Consider the following 16,048-nt stretch of genomic DNA (forward strand, 5'->3'; position numbering starts at 1 on the left):
TTTTCTTTCACGGACAGGTAAAAACCACATGAATCAGAGTCTGCTGGTGACAAAGCGTGATGGTAGTACAGAGCGCATCAATCTCGACAAAATCCATCGGGTTCTGGATTGGGCGGCAGAAGGACTGAACAACGTCTCGATTTCTCAGGTCGAACTGCGCTCCCACATCCAGTTTTATGACGGTATCAAGACATCCGATATCCATGAAACGATCATCAAAGCCGCCGCCGATCTGATCTCCCGCGACGCGCCGGACTACCAGTACCTGGCCGCTCGCCTGGCGATTTTCCATCTGCGTAAAAAAGCCTACGGCGAGTTCGAGCCGCCCGCGCTGTACGACCATGTGGTAAAAATGGTTGAGATGGGCAAATACGACAATCATCTGCTGGAAGACTACACGGAAGAAGAGTTCAAGCAGATGGATTCGTTCATCGTGCACGATCGCGATATGACCTTCTCCTATGCTGCCGTGAAACAGTTGGAAGGCAAATACCTGGTGCAGAACCGCGTCACCGGCGAGATCTACGAGAGCGCCCAGTTCCTGTATATTCTGGTGGCCGCCTGCCTGTTCTCGAACTATCCGCGTGAAACCCGTCTCGATTACGTTAAGCGTTTTTACGATGCCGTTTCTACGTTCAAGATTTCCCTGCCGACGCCAATTATGTCCGGCGTGCGCACCCCGACGCGCCAGTTCAGCTCTTGCGTGCTGATCGAGTGCGGCGACAGCCTGGACTCGATTAACGCGACCTCCAGCGCCATTGTGAAATACGTCTCCCAGCGCGCCGGTATCGGCATCAACGCCGGTCGCATCCGCGCGCTGGGCAGCCCGATTCGCGGCGGCGAAGCGTTCCACACCGGCTGCATCCCGTTCTACAAACACTTCCAGACGGCGGTGAAATCCTGCTCGCAGGGCGGCGTGCGCGGCGGCGCAGCAACCTTGTTCTACCCGATGTGGCATCTGGAAGTCGAAAGCCTGCTGGTGCTGAAAAACAACCGCGGCGTGGAAGGCAACCGCGTGCGTCACATGGACTATGGCGTACAGATCAACAAACTGATGTACACCCGCCTGCTGAAAGGGGAAGACATCACCCTGTTCAGCCCGTCTGACGTCCCGGGCCTGTATGACGCGTTCTTCGCCGATCAGGATGAGTTCGAACGTCTGTATACCAAATACGAAAAAGACGACAGTATCCGTAAACAGCGCGTAAAAGCGGTAGATCTGTTCTCTCTGATGATGCAGGAACGTGCGTCCACGGGCCGTATCTACATTCAGAACGTTGACCATTGCAACACCCATAGCCCGTTCGACCCGCAGGTCGCGCCGGTACGTCAGTCCAACCTGTGCCTGGAAATCGCCCTGCCGACCAAGCCGCTGATGGACGTTAACGACGAAAACGGCGAAATCGCGCTGTGTACGCTGTCTGCGTTTAACCTCGGCGCGATCAACAGCCTTGACGAACTGGAAGAGCTGGCGGTGCTGGCGGTTCGCGCCCTCGACGCGCTGCTGGATTACCAGGACTACCCTATCCCGGCCGCGAAACGTGGCGCCATGGGTCGCCGTACGCTGGGTATCGGCGTCATTAACTTCGCCTACTATCTGGCGAAACACGGCGTTCGCTACTCCGACGGCAGCGCCAACAACCTGACGCACAAAACGTTTGAAGCGATCCAGTACTATCTGCTGAAAGCCTCTAACGAACTGGCGATCGAGCAAGGCGCCTGCCCGTGGTTTAACGAGACCACCTATGCGCAGGGCATTCTGCCGATCGATACTTATAAGAAAGATCTCGACGCGATTGCCAACGAGCCGCTGCATCACGACTGGGAAGCGTTGCGTGAATCCATCAAGACCCACGGCCTGCGTAACTCCACGCTCTCTGCGCTGATGCCGTCCGAGACCTCTTCGCAGATCTCGAACGCGACCAACGGTATTGAGCCGCCGCGCGGTTACGTCAGCATTAAAGCGTCGAAGGACGGCATTCTGCGTCAGGTGGTACCGGACTATGAGCATCTGGGCAAGGCCTACGAACTGCTGTGGGAAATGCCGGGTAACGATGGGTATCTGCAGTTAGTTGGCATCATGCAGAAATTTATCGATCAGTCGATTTCGGCTAACACCAACTATGACCCGACACGCTTCCCGTCAGGAAAAGTGCCGATGCAGCAGTTGCTGAAAGACCTGCTCACCGCCTATAAATTCGGCGTCAAGACGCTGTATTATCAGAACACCCGCGATGGTGCGGAAGATGCCCAGGACGATCTGGTGCCATCCATTCAGGACGATGGCTGCGAAAGCGGCGCATGTAAGATCTGATGAAAGATGCCGGGTGGCGCTACGCTTACCCGGCCTACGATTGCACGGTTTGTAGGCCGGATACGGTGCTTGCCCCTATCCGGCGCTCATCCCACAAAGGACTCACTTCAATGGCATACACCACTTTTTCACAGACGAAAAATGACCAGTTGCTGGAACCGATGTTTTTCGGCCAGCCGGTGAACGTTGCGCGTTACGATCAGCAAAAATATGACATCTTCGAAAAGCTGATTGAAAAACAGCTCTCCTTCTTCTGGCGTCCGGAAGAAGTGGACGTTTCCCGCGACCGCATCGACTACCAGGCGCTGCCGGAGCATGAAAAACACATTTTTATCAGCAATCTGAAGTATCAGACGCTACTGGACTCCATTCAGGGACGCAGCCCGAACGTGGCGCTGCTGCCGCTGATCTCCATTCCGGAGCTGGAGACCTGGGTCGAAACCTGGGCGTTTTCAGAAACAATTCACTCCCGCTCTTACACCCATATCATTCGTAATATCGTCAACGATCCGGCGGTGGTGTTTGATGATATCGTGACCAACGAGCAAATTCAGAAACGCGCTGAAGGCATCGCCAGCTATTATGACGAACTGATTGAGATGACCAGCTACTGGCATCTGCTGGGCGAAGGCACGCACACGGTAAATGGCAAAACCGTCACCGTGAACCTGCGTGAACTGAAGAAAAAGCTGTACCTGTGCCTGATGAGCGTTAACGCGCTGGAAGCCATTCGCTTCTACGTCAGCTTTGCCTGCTCGTTCGCCTTCGCCGAGCGCGAACTGATGGAAGGCAACGCCAAAATCATTCGCCTGATTGCCCGCGACGAAGCGCTGCACCTGACCGGCACTCAGCACATGCTGAACCTGCTGCGTTCCGGCAGCGACGATCCGGAAATGGCGGAGATTGCCGAAGAGTGCAAGCAAGAGTGCTATGACCTGTTTGTCCAGGCGGCGCAGCAGGAAAAAGAGTGGGCAGATTATCTGTTCCGCGACGGCTCAATGATCGGTCTGAACAAAGACATTCTTTGCCAGTACGTGGAATATATCACCAACATCCGCATGCAGGCGGTTGGCCTTGATCTCCCCTTCCAGACGCGCTCCAACCCGATCCCGTGGATCAACACCTGGCTGGTGTCGGACAACGTGCAGGTCGCGCCGCAGGAAGTGGAAGTCAGTTCTTACCTGGTCGGTCAGATCGACTCTGAAGTCGATACCGACGATCTGAGCAATTTCCAGCTCTGATGGGACGCGTTACGCTGCGCATCACTGGCACACAGTTGCTGTGCCAGGATGAGCACCCTTCCCTGCTCGCCGCGCTTGAATCGCATAACGTGGAAGTGGAATATCAGTGCCGCGAAGGCTACTGCGGCTCGTGTCGCATCCGTCTGGTCGCCGGTCAGGTTGACTGGCTCACCGAACCGCTGGCCTTTGTGCAGCCTGACGAAATTTTACCCTGCTGTTGCAGGGCAAAAGGCGATATTGAGATTGAGATGTAACGCGTATTACAGCGCGGCATAATACGCTTTAACCGCCTCCCAGTCCGCTTGCGGAATCGGATGCAGGTTTTTCTCTAACTGGGAAAAGTCGTGCTGCGCGGCTTTACGCCGACGAAAGCGGCGACGGCTTTTTTCCAGATCGAGAAATCCGGCTTCCACTTCACCTTCCGTTTTTACGTAGATGTGACGTACATAGCAACAACCGTGCTGACGGTTCACGGCATGCATCTTTTTGAAGGCCAGCGCCACGGCTTTGAGCATGTCCTGCCGCAGATCATCAGGATAGGGCGTTAGCGCGTGCTGGTGATACCAGTCGGCAATGCTGACAAAGCCGCTCATGTCCTCAGTAACAAGTAACGCGCGCCACTCGCCGTTAACTTTCATCGCGTCGCCATATACGATTTTCGGTACGATAACGCCAGCTCGCGCCAGTTCTTTGATCACTGCGATTTCACGCACAATCGTCGGGCGCCCCCACGGATAACGCAGCGAGTAAAATAGATGTTGCGTCATCCGCTTCACGTACAGCCGGGTTCCGTCCCGCTCAATACACTGTACTCCGCTCATGCCTTTGCGTCGGGAGTTAGGTTCTTCCACCCAATCCCCTTCCGTGGCCCACCAGTCATAAAAGGTTGACTGTAGAACGTCCTGCACCATCTTTCACCATCCGTTATAGTCACGTGGAAAACGATTTAGACAGGAAATATAGATCGCTTACATAAGAAATACTTGAGAAGGTGATGTTCGGTTGCGGACTTCACGCTCGGCTGCGCGGCCAGGAGGGTATAAATAAAAACTGCACCCGGGTGCGCGAAAAACCGCTTTTGGGTGCAGTAGTAAGGTTGATACGGCGCGGTTTACTCTTTACGCAGGAACACTACCGCTTTATCGGGGAAATCAGTAAACAGCCCGTCAACACCCGCCTGGTTGTAAAGAATGTCATAAAGCTGGTCGACATTCGCGGCGTAGTCCGGCAGTTGATCCGCGCGTACCGTATAAGGATGAACCGTCATCTTATTCTGGTGCGCGTCTTTCACCATGTCAGTCAGGATGATGTTGTCTTTTTTCGACGTCTCATCAATCAGCATATGATAGTCAGGGCCAATGCCATCGGCGTATTCGGCAATCTGCTTCATCGCCCCGGGCTTGAACATCCAGTCATAGCTGTAGTTCACCCATTTTCCGTCCGGCTGTTTTTCCTGAGTCTCATTCCAGTCGGTATACGCAATGAGCTGCACCAGGTTGAGATCCATCCCCATCTTTGGCTCCAGCTCGTTTTTGATGCGCTTGAGTTCCGCGACGTCAAAACTTTGCAGATAAACCTTATCCTGCTTGTCGCTGTAGCCGTACTTTTTCAGCACGTCCAGCGTGGTTGCCGCAATGTCCTTTCCTTCCTGATGGTGGAACCACGGCGCTTTAATTTCCGGATAGATGCCGATGTTCTTGCCGGTAGAGTGATTCAGCCCCTGCACAAACTCGATCTCTTCTTCAAAAGTATGCACGCGGAAATCCGATTTTCCCATCGGGAAACGGCCCGGATAGGTTTGCACCTTCTTGCCGTTTTCCAGGTCGAACCCTTCGGTAAACTTCAGGGATTTGATCTCCTCAAGGGTGAAGTCGATAGCGTAATAGCGTCCGTCTTTCCGGGCGCGATCCGGGAAGCGCTCAGCGACATCAGTGACGCGATCAAGATAGTGGTCATGGAGGACGACCAGCCGGTCGTCCTTCGTCATCACCAGATCCTGCTCCAGGTAATCCGCTCCCTGGGCGTAGGCCATCGCCTTCGCAGGCAGCGTATGCTCCGGCAGATAGCCGCTTGCGCCGCGGTGCGCAATCACCACTTTGTCGTTATCGCTGGCAGCCAGCGCGCTGCTTCCCAGCACCATCCCGCTCATCATCAGCGCCAGGCTCAGGTTCTTAAACGTCGTTTTCATTACATTAGCCTCCGTTGCGTTTCAGCATCATCTCCTGGTGATGGCGTTTCTCGCCGAACATGACGATAACCAGCAGGATCACCGCCAGAATGCTGCCGCCAATCATCACCATGAAGCCGCCGTCCCAGCCGAAGAAGTCAACGGTGTAACCCACTATCGCGCTCGCCGCCACAGAACCGCCGAGGTAGCCAAACAGACCGGTAAAGCCTGCCGCAGTCCCTGCCGCTTTTTTCGGCGCCAGTTCCAGCGCATGCAGACCAATCAACATAACCGGACCGTAAATCAGGAAGCCGATGACGATCATGCAAATCATGTCGACAGTCGGGTTGCCCGCCGGGTTCATCCAGTAGACGATGGTCGCAATGGTCACCAGGGTCATAAAGAATACGCCGGTGGCGCCACGGTTGCCGCGGAACACTTTATCCGACATCCAACCGCACAGCAGGGTGCCCGGAATGCCTGCATATTCATACAAGAAATAAGCCCAGGACGATTTATCCAGCGCAAAATGCTTCACTTCCTTCAGATAGGTCGGCGACCAGTCGAGGATGCCGTAGCGCAGCAGATAAACAAAGACGTTAGCGATAGCGATGTACCACAACAGTTTGTTCGGCAACACGTACTGCATGAAAATCTGCTTCGCGGTCAGCTCTTCTTCCGCTTTTTCGTTGTAGTCGTCCGGATAATCGTTTTTGTACTCTTCGATCGGCGGCAGGCCGCAGGACTGCGGCGTGTCGCGCATCATGGCGAAAGCAAAGAGCGCAACGATGATTGCGCCAAACGCAGGCATATACAGCGCGGCTTTCCAGTCGTTAAACCATGCCATACCAAGCAGGAACAGCAGTGGAGGGATCCCGCCGCCGACGTTATGCGCGCAGTTCCATACCGACACGATACCGCCGCGCTCTTTCTGCGACCACCAGTGCACCATAGTACGACCACACGGCGGCCACCCCATCCCCTGGAACCAGCCACACAGGAACAACAGGACAAACATAATGGCAATGCTCGATGTCGCCCACGGCACAAAACCCATGAACAGCATAACCGCCGCCGCGAGAATCAGACCGGCGGGAAGGAAAACGCGCGGATTCGAGCGGTCGGACACCGACCCCATGATGAATTTCGAAAATCCGTAAGCGATGGAAATCCCTGACAGCGCAAAACCGAGATCGCCGCGCGAAAACCCTTGCTCCACCAGATACGGCATGGCCAGCGCGAAGTTCTTGCGCACCAGGTAATACGCGGCATAGCCAAAGAATATCCCCAGGAAAATCTGCCAACGGAGCCGACGATAGGTCGGATCAATCTCCGCTTGCGGCAAGCGCGCTTTATGCGCGGCTGGTTTAAAAATACTCAACATAATGTAGCCTCCGTGGCCCGTCTCTTTATAAGTGGTCAACACCGCAGTTCGTACAAACAACCCCGCTGCTTCCAGTGTGGCCGCGATGTTAAGTAAAGATACATGCGGTTAATGTGAATTACAGCACATATTGTTACAGTTTTATGACAAATGTTCAGAAAGGCGCACGAAATCACGTTTCATTTTCGAATCATGAGCGAATATGCGCGAAATCAAACAAACCATGCGTTTTATGTGGCTAAATGATAAAAAACGAACTGTGAGGGAAAACAATGAAAACTCGCGACTCGCAAACTGCTGACGTGATTATCATTGGTGGAGGCGCCACGGGGGCCGGTATTGCCCGTGACTGCGCGCTACGCGGCCTGCGCGTTATGTTAGTTGAACGCCACGACATCGCCACCGGCGCGACCGGGCGCAACCACGGTCTGCTGCACAGCGGCGCGCGCTATGCGGTCACTGACGCAGAGTCCGCCCGCGAGTGCATCAGCGAAAACCAGATTTTAAAACGTATCGCCCGTCACTGCGTTGAACCGACGGACGGTCTGTTTATTACCCTGCCCGAAGACGACCTCGCATTCCAGGCCACGTTTATTCGCGCCTGCGAAGAGGCCGGGATCCGCGCAGAGGCGATCGATCCGCAGCAGGCGCGCATAATTGAACCCTCAGTCAATCCACGACTGACTGGCGCGGTAAAAGTCCCTGACGGCACGGTCGATCCGTTCCGCCTCACGGCGGCGAATATGCTTGATGCGAAGGAGCATGGCGCAGTGATTCTGACCGCTCATGAAGTGACCGGCCTGATCCGCGAAGGGGCAACGGTCAGCGGCGTGCATGTACGCAATGCGCTGACTGGCGAAACGCAAACGCTGCATGCGCCAGTGGTGGTCAATGCCGCCGGGATCTGGGGGCAACGAATCGCGGAATACGCCGACCTGAGCATCCGCATGTTCCCGGCGAAAGGATCGCTGCTGATTCTGGATCACCGTATTAATCAGCATGTGATAAACCGCTGCCGTAAGCCGTCCGATGCCGATATTCTGGTGCCGGGCGACACCATTTCACTCATTGGCACCACCTCAACCCACATTGATTACAACGATATCGACAGCAACCGCGTCACCGCCGAGGAAGTGGATATTCTGCTGCGTGAAGGGGAAAAACTGGCGCCCGTGATGGCGAAGACCCGTATCCTGCGCGCATACTCCGGAGTAAGGCCGCTGGTCGCCAGCGACGACGATCCGAGCGGACGCAACGTCAGCCGCGGTATTGTGCTGTTCGACCATGCGGAACGCGATGGTCTGGACGGATTTATCACCATTACCGGCGGCAAACTGATGACCTACCGCCTGATGGCGGAGTGGGCCACCGATGCGGTCTGTCGCAAACTGGGTAATACTCGCCCCTGCATGACCGCCGACACGCCGCTGCCTGGTTCGCACGAACCGACAGAAACCACCCTTAAGCGCGTGATCTCCCTGCCCGCGCCGCTGCGCGGCTCCGCCGTTTATCGCCACGGCGATCGCACGCCGGCGTGGTTAAGCCAGGGACGTCAGCATCGCAGCGTGGTTTGCGAATGTGAAGCCGTCACCGCTGGCGAAGTCCAGTACGCGGTGGAAAATTTAAACGTGAACAGCCTGCTTGACCTGCGCCGCCGTACCCGCGTAGGCATGGGCACCTGCCAGGGTGAACTGTGCGCCTGCCGTGCCGCCGGATTGCTGCAACGTTTTAATATCACTACCGCCACACAATCCATCAGCCAACTCTCTGATTTCTTAAATGAACGCTGGAAAGGCGTGCAGCCTATCGCCTGGGGCGACGCGCTGCGCGAAAGCGAATTCACCCGCTGGGTATACCAAGGCTTATGTGGTCTGGAAAAGGAGCCGCGCGATGAGATTTGATACAGTCATTATGGGCGGCGGTCTGGCCGGACTTCTCTGCGGTTTGCAGTTGCAAAAACATGGCCAGCGCTGTGCGATCGTCACCCGCGGGCAGAGCGCGCTGCACTTCTCCTCCGGTTCGCTGGATCTGCTCAGCGCATTACCGGATGGACAACCGGTAACGGATATCGCTGCCGGTCTGGACGCACTGCAAAAACAGGCGCCTGCCCACCCTTATTCACAACTGGGAACAGAACATGTGCTACAGCTTGCACAGCAAGCACAGGCAGTGCTGCAGGCATCCGGCGCGCAGATGCAGGGCGACGTAAGGCAATCGCATCAGCGCGTCACCCCGCTGGGCACGCTGCGGACGACCTGGCTTAGCGCGCCGGAAATTCCGGTCTGGCCGCTTACCGCAAAACACTTGTGCGTGGTCGGCATCACCGGTCTGCTCGATTTTCAGGCGCATCTTGCCGCCGCCTCTCTGCAGCAGGCCGGTTTGACGGTCGACACGGCGGAGATCGACCTGCCCGAACTGGACGTGCTACGCGACAACGCCACGGAGTTTCGCGCGGTGAACATTGCGCGTTTTCTTGACAACGAAGACAAATGGCCGCTGCTGTTCGACGCGCTGTTACCCGTGGCGAAAAGCTGCGAGATGGTGATGATGCCCGCCTGCTTTGGCCTCGCGGATGAGCGCCTCTGGCGCTGGCTCAACGCGCGCCTGCCGTGTCCGCTGACGCTGCTGCCGACCCTGCCGCCGTCTGTGCTGGGCATTCGTCTGCATAATCAGCTTCAGCACCAGTTTGTACGTCAGGGCGGGATCTGGATGCCAGGCGATGAAGTGAAGAAAGTGACCTGCAAAAACGGCGCGGTGAGCGAAATCTGGACCCGCAATCATGCTGATATTCCACTCCGTCCGCGCTTCGCGGTACTGGCCAGCGGCAGCTTCTTTAGCAGTGGGCTGGTGGCTGACCGTCAGGGCATTCGCGAACCGATTCTTGGACTGGATGTTCAGCAAACGGCCAACCGTGCCGGGTGGTACCGACAAGATTTCTTTGACGCCCAACCCTGGCAGCAGTTTGGCGTCACCACCGACGCAGCGTTACGTCCATCGCTGGCCGGGCAAACGGTAGAAAACCTGTTTGCCATTGGTTCGGTGCTCGGCGGATTCGACCCGATAACCCAGGGATGCGGCGGCGGCGTCTGCGCCGTCACCGCCTTACACGCCGCCCATGAGATCGCAAAACGTGCAGGAGGTGAGCAATGAGCGATACCCGTTTTGAAAGTTGCATCAAGTGCACAGTGTGCACCACCGCCTGTCCGGTCAGCCGCGTCAATCCCGGTTATCCCGGCCCCAAACAGGCCGGACCCGACGGCGAGCGTCTGCGTCTGAAAGACGGTGCGCTATACGATGAGGCGCTGAAATATTGCATTAACTGCAAGCGCTGCGAAGTGGCGTGTCCGTCTGATGTGAAGATTGGCGATATCATTCAGCGCGCGCGGGCAAAATATGACACTTCGCGCCCGTCGCTACGCAATTTCATCCTCAGCCATACGGATCTGATGGGAAGCGTCTCCACGCCGTTCGCCCCGGTGGTGAATACCGCAACATCGCTAAAACCGGTGCGCCAGTTGCTTGATTACGCGCTAAAAATCGACCATCGTCGCACCCTGCCCAAATACTCGTTTGGCACCTTCCGTCGCTGGTATCGCAGCGTGGCGCAGCAGCAGACGCAGTATAAGGATCAGGTCGCCTTCTTTCATGGTTGTTTTGTCAATTACAACCATCCGCAACTCGGAAAGGACTTAATTAAGGTGCTGAACGCCATGGGCACCGGCGTTCAGTTGTTGAGCAAAGAGAAGTGTTGCGGGGTACCGCTTATCGCCAACGGTTTCACCGACAAAGCGCGTAAGCAGGCGGTGACGAACGTCGAATCGCTGCGCGAAGCGATTGCGGTAAAAGGCATCCCCGTTATCGCCACCTCCTCCACCTGTACCTTCGCCCTGCGCGACGAGTATCCGGAAGTGCTGGATGTCGACAACCGCGGTCTGCGAGAGCACATCGAACTGGCGACCCGCTGGCTGTGGCGCAGGCTTGATGAAGGCAAAACGTTGCCGTTGAAAACGCTGCCGCTGAAAGTGGTTTATCACACGCCGTGCCACATGGAAAAAATGGGCTGGACGCTGTATACCCTTGAACTGCTGCGCCGGATACCGGGTCTGGAGCTAACGGTGCTGGACTCTCAGTGCTGCGGAATCGCCGGAACCTATGGCTTTAAGAAAGAGAACTACCCCACCTCGCAGTCCATTGGCGCGCCGCTGTTTAAGCAGATTGAAGAGAGCGGCGCCGATATCGTGGTCACCGACTGCGAAACCTGTAAATGGCAAATTGAGATGTCCACCAGCAAACGCTGCGAACATCCGATAACGCTGTTAGCGCAGGCGCTCGGCTAACGCACTTACCTGACGGCGCAAAACGCAGAGCCTGAACATCACATCCATGCCGGATTGCATCCGGCATTTTTGCGTGATTCTTTCCATAAAACTGTATACGTTGCAACCGCAAGCAACTTTCCCTCGTCCCGCCGCGCAAAGCCTGTATTCAACTAATGCAACCCGCGCCATCAGCCTGTAACGTCACGACAACACAATGTTAAGGTGACGGACTACCATGACGCATTCAACCACATCCACTCCGCACGATGCGGTGTTTAAAAAGCTGATTTCCAGTCCTGAAGTGGCACGGGACTTTCTCACTATCCACCTTCCCGCGCCATTGCGCGAAATGTGCGATTTAACAACGCTCAGGCTGGAAGCCACCACGTTTATCGAACAGGATCTCCGCGCATATTATTCTGACGTCGTGTGGTCGCTGAAAACAAAAGAAGGCGAAGGCTATATCTATTGCGTCATTGAACATCAGAGCACTGCCGTGCCGCATATGGCCTTTCGGCTCATGCGCTATGCCACCGCCGCCATGCAACATCATCTGGATGCCGGGCATAAAACGCTGCCGCTGGTGATCCCGATGCTGTTTTACCACGGCGTGCAAAGTCCGTATCCCTGGTCGCTAAACTGGTTGGACGAATTTGATAATCCGCAGCTGGCACGGCAGCTCTATACGGAGGCCTTTCCGCTGGTGGACATAACGGTGGTGCCTGACGATGAAATCATGCAACACCAGCGCGTTGCCCTGCTTGAGCTTATGCAAAAACATATCCGGGATCGCGATCTGATGGGTCTGGTTGACCGGCTGGTGACGCTGCTAGTTACCGGTATTGCTAATGACAGCCAGCTGCAAACGCTGTTTAATTATCTGGTGCAGTACGGCGATGCGACGCGCTTTAGCGAGTTTATCCGCGAGGTCGCCGAACGTTCCCCCCATCATAAGGAGAGACTGATGACAATTGCAGAACGACTGCGGCAGGAAGGCCACCGTCATGGATTGCAGGAGGGGCTGCAAAAAGGCCTGCAGCAAGGATTACACGAAGGTAAGCAAAAAGGCACCAGAGAAGAGGCGCTGCGCATTGCGCGAATGATGATCGAGAAAGGGATCGAACGTGATTTGGTGCTGACCATTACCGGTATCTCTGTTGATGAGGTCATAGCCAGCCACCACTGATGCCATAAGCAGGCCGGATAAGCGAAGCGTCGCCATCCGGCACGTTTACTCAGTAGCTACTTTTTACCGGGGTCGCTGAACCGACAGCTTTAAACATCGCCAGTCGGCGATCCAGCGCCTCGGTATAAAGCATGGTATCGACGCCCACGGCGACGAAGTTAGCCCCCCACTGCAGGCATTTTTTCGCCATGGCCGGGTCAACCGCGAGGAACCCTGCCGCTTTACCGGCGGCGCGTATGCGAGCAATGCTTTCCTGAATGATGCGCTGCACGTCCGGGTGTCCGGCGTTATCCGGATAACCCAGCGACGCAGAGAGATCCGCCGGGCCAATAAACACGCCGTCAATGCCGTCCACATCGAGAATAGCGTCGAGATTGTCGAGCGCCGTTTTGCTTTCGACCTGTACCAGCAGGCACAGTGATTCGTTGGCCTGCGCCATGTAGTTGTCGATACGTCCCCAGCGTGCCGCCCGCGCGACGCTGGCCCCGACGCCGCGCTCGCCAAGCGGTGGGTAACGGGTGGCGGCAACCACCTGACGCGCCTGTTCGGCGGTATCGACCATCGGGATTAGCAGCGTTTGCGCACCGATATCCAGCACCTGTTTAATCAGCGCTTTGCTTCCCTCAACCGGCCGGATCACCGGCTGGCTGGCATACGGCGCGATAGCCTGTAATTGATGATACAGATCCTGCACCGTATTCGGTGCGTGTTCACCGTCGATCAGCAGCCAGTCATAACCGGAGGTCGCGGCAATTTCCGCCATATAAGACGTGGTCGAACTCAGCCACAGCCCAATTTGCACTTCCCCTTTTTGTAAACCTTCCTTAAAAGGGTTTGCTAACAATGCGTTCATAATGATCCTTACAACGTGGATAAAATTATTGATGCGCAGCACCCGGTTGCGACGCGGCACGGTTCACGCTCAGAGTGAAGATGATTAACGCGCCAATGATGGCGACCCCGGCCAGAGTCAGCAGACCCGCCGCGTCGCTGGCGAACATCGTTTCCGCCTTCACGCGCAGGATCGGCGCGATAAATCCCCCTACCGCGCCAAACAGGTTAACAAAGCCGATCCCCGCCGCCAGCGCCGTACCCGAAAGCAGCTGCGTCGGCATGGTCCAGAACACCGGTTGTACCGCAATAAAGCCCACCGCCGCGACGCAAAGCGCCAGTATCGCCAGCACCGGAGAAACCAGCCCGGAAAGCCCAATACCAATGCCAGCCGCTAACAGCGTCAGCGCGGCGACATTTCGGCGATCGCCGGTGCGGTCGGAATAGCGCGGGATGAGCCAGGTGCCAAACAGCGCGGCGACCCACGGAATAGCGGTGACCACCGACGCGGTGAACCCCACTTTGGTGCCCAACAACGCCGCCACCTGCGTCGGCAGAAAGAAGATCAGCCCGTACACCGCTACCTGGATCGTCAGGTAAATGATCGCCAGTTGCCAGACGCGTCCGTTACGCAGGGCATCGGTGAGTTTTGACGTGACCTTCTTCTCTTCTTCGCTCGCCAGTTGGCTTATCAGCGCGGCCTTTTCTTCTGCGCTCAGGAAACGTGCCTGTTGCGGCGTGTCGTCCAGCCAGAAAAACGTGAACACGCCTGCGCCAACCGCCAGTAAACCTTCGATAACGAACATCCAGAACCATCCCGGATGCCCCATGAAGCCGTGCATTTCCAGCAGCGCGCCGGAAAGCGGCGACCCCAGCGTCAGCGCCAGCGGCGCGCCCATATAGAACAGCCCCATAATGCTTGCGCGGGTGCGCTGCGGGAACCACTGCGAGGTCAGATAGATCATGCCGGGGAAGAAACCGGCTTCCGCCGCCCCCAGCAGGGTACGAATAATCAGGAATTTCGCCTCTGTATCCGCCCACGCCATCGCCGCGGAGAGAAAGCCCCACAGCAGCGTGGTGGTGCCGATCCAGGTTCTCGCCCCCAGTTTGCGCATCAGCAGGTTGGCAGGCACCCCGAGAAAGGCGTAGACCACGAAGAAAATCCCCGCCCCCAGCGCATAGGCTTCATTGCTTAGCCCGGTATCAATTTGATAGGTCTCTTTGGCGAAGCCTATATTCGAACGATCCAGAAACGCCAGTACGTACAGCGTGAGCATGAACGGGATCAAACGCGCGCGGTTTTTCTTTACGACGCGGTCAAGCAAAGTGGTACTCATAGCAAGATCCTCAACAGGGAGGGCGTTGCCGGATAAACGGCAACGCACAGGTCATTAGTGGCTATAAGGGCGTTTCAGGTTGCAGTCGCGGTTAAGCTCGACGCCAAATCCAGGCTTATCCAGTACAGATTTATGAATGCGTCCGTTCACCGGCACCGGCTCATCGAGCAGGATCGGGTCAAACTGCGGGCGCATCGTTGAACAGTCCGGACTGGTCATCAGGAATTCGCTGAATGGCGTATTCGTGAAGGTAATGACCGCGTGATGCGAATAGACCGAGGAACCGTGTGGCACCACCAGCTGTCCGCGCGCTTTGGCGATAGCGGCGATCTCGACCAGCGTGGTCAGGCCGCCGCACCAGCCCACATCCGGCTGCATAATGTCGATGCCGGTTTCCGACAAGGTGCGGAAAGACTGGAGGGTGCCGTGATGCTCACCGCTGGTGACCATCATCCCCGCCGGCACATTGCGCTTCAGTTCGCGGTAGCCTTCGTACTGCTGCGGCGGCAGACACTCTTCAATCCATTTCAGATTGTAAGGCGCACAGGCGTGGGCCAGTTTGGTGGCATAGTTCACGTCCTGGCTCATCCAGCAGTCGAGCATCAGCCAGAAGTCCGGGCCGCATTTCTCGCGCATATCGGCGACTATTGCCGCGTCTTTACGGATCCCCGCATCGCCGTCATGCGGCCCCCAGTGGGTCGGCATTTTCCCGCCGATAAAGCCCATCCCTTTCGCCAGATCCGGACGGGCGCCAGTGGCATAGAACTGAATTTCGTCCCGCACTGCGCCGCCAAGCAGTTTGTAAACCGGCAGGCCAACGACTTTACCGAACAGATCCCACAACGCCAGATCGACGCAGGAAATCGTGTTCATGACCAGACCGCCGGAACCGGAATAGTACATGGTCGCGCCAAGCATTTGATCGTGTATCAGTTTGATGTCGCTGACACATTTCCCTTCGATAAACCGATTGAGATGCTTTTCAACGATAAAACAGCCCATCTCGCCCGCCGTGGAGACGGCAAAGCCTGTCTGGCCGTTATCGGCTTCGACTTCCACAATCAGCGTGCCCAGTACGTTGATCCCGAAAGACTGACGCGACTGTTCGTACTCGCGATATTTACTCATCGGCGTGGCGATGTGATCGTCAATCCAGTGATTGGCCCCCTGATCGTGATAGTCACCGCCGCCAGCGCCTTTTTCAGCCGTAGCGCCGCCGGTAAACCAGGCGCGAACATGTTTAATTTTAGGTAGGGTCATGATGTTCTC

13 protein-coding genes are annotated in these 16,048 nt (G+C 56.4%); 7 read left to right on the plus strand and 6 right to left on the minus strand.

Annotation, left to right across the window (positions count from 1 at the left end; genetic code table 11):
• Positions 1 to 28 precede the first annotated feature (28 nt).
• The 3 genes from nrdA (at position 29) to yfaE (ending at position 3,809) form a co-directional block, all read left to right on the plus strand.
• Positions 29 to 2,314, plus strand: a complete 2,286-nt coding sequence (gene nrdA / locus CSE01S_RS16030; RefSeq protein WP_042290600.1) for a class 1a ribonucleoside-diphosphate reductase subunit alpha — start codon at positions 29 to 31, stop codon at positions 2,312 to 2,314.
• A 110-nt stretch (positions 2,315 to 2,424) separates the two neighbouring features.
• Positions 2,425 to 3,555 (plus strand): class Ia ribonucleoside-diphosphate reductase subunit beta, encoded by a 1,131-nt coding sequence (gene nrdB, locus CSE01S_RS16035; protein ID WP_042290603.1) that lies wholly within the window; start codon positions 2,425 to 2,427, stop codon positions 3,553 to 3,555.
• Positions 3,555 to 3,809 (plus strand): class I ribonucleotide reductase maintenance protein YfaE, encoded by a 255-nt coding sequence (yfaE, locus tag CSE01S_RS16040; protein WP_042290605.1) that lies wholly within the window; start codon positions 3,555 to 3,557, stop codon positions 3,807 to 3,809. Before nrdB ends, yfaE begins: the two co-directional genes overlap by 1 nt.
• Before the next feature lie 6 nt (positions 3,810 to 3,815).
• Here the strand turns inward: yfaE and inaA are convergent, their stop codons facing one another.
• The 3 genes from inaA to glpT all read right to left on the minus strand — a co-directional run bounded on the left by inaA (position 3,816) and on the right by glpT (position 7,106).
• Entirely contained in the window at positions 3,816 to 4,466 is a 651-nt protein-coding gene (inaA, locus tag CSE01S_RS16045; protein ID WP_042290607.1) for a lipopolysaccharide kinase InaA, read from the minus strand.
• A gap of 200 nt (positions 4,467 to 4,666) precedes the next feature.
• On the minus strand, positions 4,667 to 5,743 hold the full coding sequence (glpQ, locus tag CSE01S_RS16050; protein ID WP_042290610.1) for a glycerophosphodiester phosphodiesterase: 1,077 nt from the start codon (positions 5,741 to 5,743) through the stop codon (positions 4,667 to 4,669).
• Positions 5,744 to 5,747: 4 nt separating this feature from the next.
• Positions 5,748 to 7,106: a glycerol-3-phosphate transporter gene (glpT, locus tag CSE01S_RS16055; RefSeq protein ID WP_042290613.1), complete on the minus strand. Its 1,359-nt coding sequence runs from the start codon at positions 7,104 to 7,106 to the stop codon at positions 5,748 to 5,750.
• A gap of 272 nt (positions 7,107 to 7,378) precedes the next feature.
• On the opposite strand from glpT, the gene glpA reads away from it, so the two are divergent.
• The 4 genes from glpA to CSE01S_RS16075 all read left to right on the plus strand — a co-directional run bounded on the left by glpA (position 7,379) and on the right by CSE01S_RS16075 (position 12,611).
• Positions 7,379 to 9,007, plus strand: a complete 1,629-nt coding sequence (gene glpA, locus CSE01S_RS16060) for an anaerobic glycerol-3-phosphate dehydrogenase subunit A (RefSeq protein ID WP_042290615.1) — start codon at positions 7,379 to 7,381, stop codon at positions 9,005 to 9,007.
• Entirely contained in the window at positions 8,997 to 10,256 is a 1,260-nt protein-coding gene (gene glpB, locus CSE01S_RS16065) for a glycerol-3-phosphate dehydrogenase subunit GlpB (protein ID WP_042290616.1), read from the plus strand. The genes glpA and glpB overlap by 11 nt, the downstream gene beginning before the upstream one ends.
• Positions 10,253 to 11,443: an anaerobic glycerol-3-phosphate dehydrogenase subunit GlpC gene (gene glpC, locus CSE01S_RS16070; RefSeq protein WP_042290617.1), complete on the plus strand. Its 1,191-nt coding sequence runs from the start codon at positions 10,253 to 10,255 to the stop codon at positions 11,441 to 11,443. Before glpB ends, glpC begins: the two co-directional genes overlap by 4 nt.
• Before the next feature lie 217 nt (positions 11,444 to 11,660).
• Positions 11,661 to 12,611, plus strand: coding sequence for an Rpn family recombination-promoting nuclease/putative transposase (locus CSE01S_RS16075; protein WP_042290619.1), 951 nt, complete (start codon positions 11,661 to 11,663; stop codon positions 12,609 to 12,611).
• Positions 12,612 to 12,660: 49 nt separating this feature from the next.
• On the opposite strand, the gene yfaU is transcribed toward CSE01S_RS16075, so the two are convergent.
• The 3 genes from yfaU to rhmD are packed head-to-tail and all read right to left on the minus strand — an operon-like array spanning position 12,661 to position 16,039.
• A complete protein-coding gene (gene yfaU, locus CSE01S_RS16080; RefSeq protein ID WP_042290620.1) occupies positions 12,661 to 13,464 on the minus strand; it encodes a 2-keto-3-deoxy-L-rhamnonate aldolase in 804 nt (267 codons plus the stop codon).
• Positions 13,465 to 13,489: 25 nt separating this feature from the next.
• A complete protein-coding gene (locus CSE01S_RS16085) occupies positions 13,490 to 14,779 on the minus strand; it encodes an MFS transporter (RefSeq protein WP_042290623.1) in 1,290 nt (429 codons plus the stop codon).
• A gap of 54 nt (positions 14,780 to 14,833) precedes the next feature.
• Positions 14,834 to 16,039, minus strand: a complete 1,206-nt coding sequence (gene rhmD, locus CSE01S_RS16090) for an L-rhamnonate dehydratase (RefSeq protein WP_042290944.1) — start codon at positions 16,037 to 16,039, stop codon at positions 14,834 to 14,836.
• Between the last annotated feature and the right edge of the window lie 9 nt (positions 16,040 to 16,048).

The organism is Citrobacter sedlakii NBRC 105722, assembly GCF_000759835.1.
In the GTDB taxonomy this organism is placed as follows: Bacteria; Pseudomonadota; Gammaproteobacteria; order Enterobacterales; family Enterobacteriaceae; genus Citrobacter_A; species Citrobacter_A sedlakii.

Bases quoted from the DNA above. Each gene is read 5' to 3' on its own strand.
- nrdA (WP_042290600.1), top strand. From the start codon at position 29: ATGAATCAGAGTCTGCTGGTGACAAAGCGTGATGGTAGTACAGAGCGC.
- nrdB (WP_042290603.1), top strand. From the start codon at position 2,425: ATGGCATACACCACTTTTTCACAGACGAAAAATGACCAGTTGCTGGAA.
- yfaE (WP_042290605.1), top strand. From the start codon at position 3,555: ATGGGACGCGTTACGCTGCGCATCACTGGCACACAGTTGCTGTGCCAG.
- inaA (WP_042290607.1), bottom strand. From the start codon at position 4,466: ATGGTGCAGGACGTTCTACAGTCAACCTTTTATGACTGGTGGGCCACG.
- glpQ (WP_042290610.1), bottom strand. From the start codon at position 5,743: ATGAAAACGACGTTTAAGAACCTGAGCCTGGCGCTGATGATGAGCGGG.
- glpT (WP_042290613.1), bottom strand. From the start codon at position 7,106: ATGTTGAGTATTTTTAAACCAGCCGCGCATAAAGCGCGCTTGCCGCAA.
- glpA (WP_042290615.1), top strand. From the start codon at position 7,379: ATGAAAACTCGCGACTCGCAAACTGCTGACGTGATTATCATTGGTGGA.
- glpB (WP_042290616.1), top strand. From the start codon at position 8,997: ATGAGATTTGATACAGTCATTATGGGCGGCGGTCTGGCCGGACTTCTC.
- glpC (WP_042290617.1), top strand. From the start codon at position 10,253: ATGAGCGATACCCGTTTTGAAAGTTGCATCAAGTGCACAGTGTGCACC.
- CSE01S_RS16075 (WP_042290619.1), top strand. From the start codon at position 11,661: ATGACGCATTCAACCACATCCACTCCGCACGATGCGGTGTTTAAAAAG.
- yfaU (WP_042290620.1), bottom strand. From the start codon at position 13,464: ATGAACGCATTGTTAGCAAACCCTTTTAAGGAAGGTTTACAAAAAGGG.
- CSE01S_RS16085 (WP_042290623.1), bottom strand. From the start codon at position 14,779: ATGAGTACCACTTTGCTTGACCGCGTCGTAAAGAAAAACCGCGCGCGT.
- rhmD (WP_042290944.1), bottom strand. From the start codon at position 16,039: ATGACCCTACCTAAAATTAAACATGTTCGCGCCTGGTTTACCGGCGGC.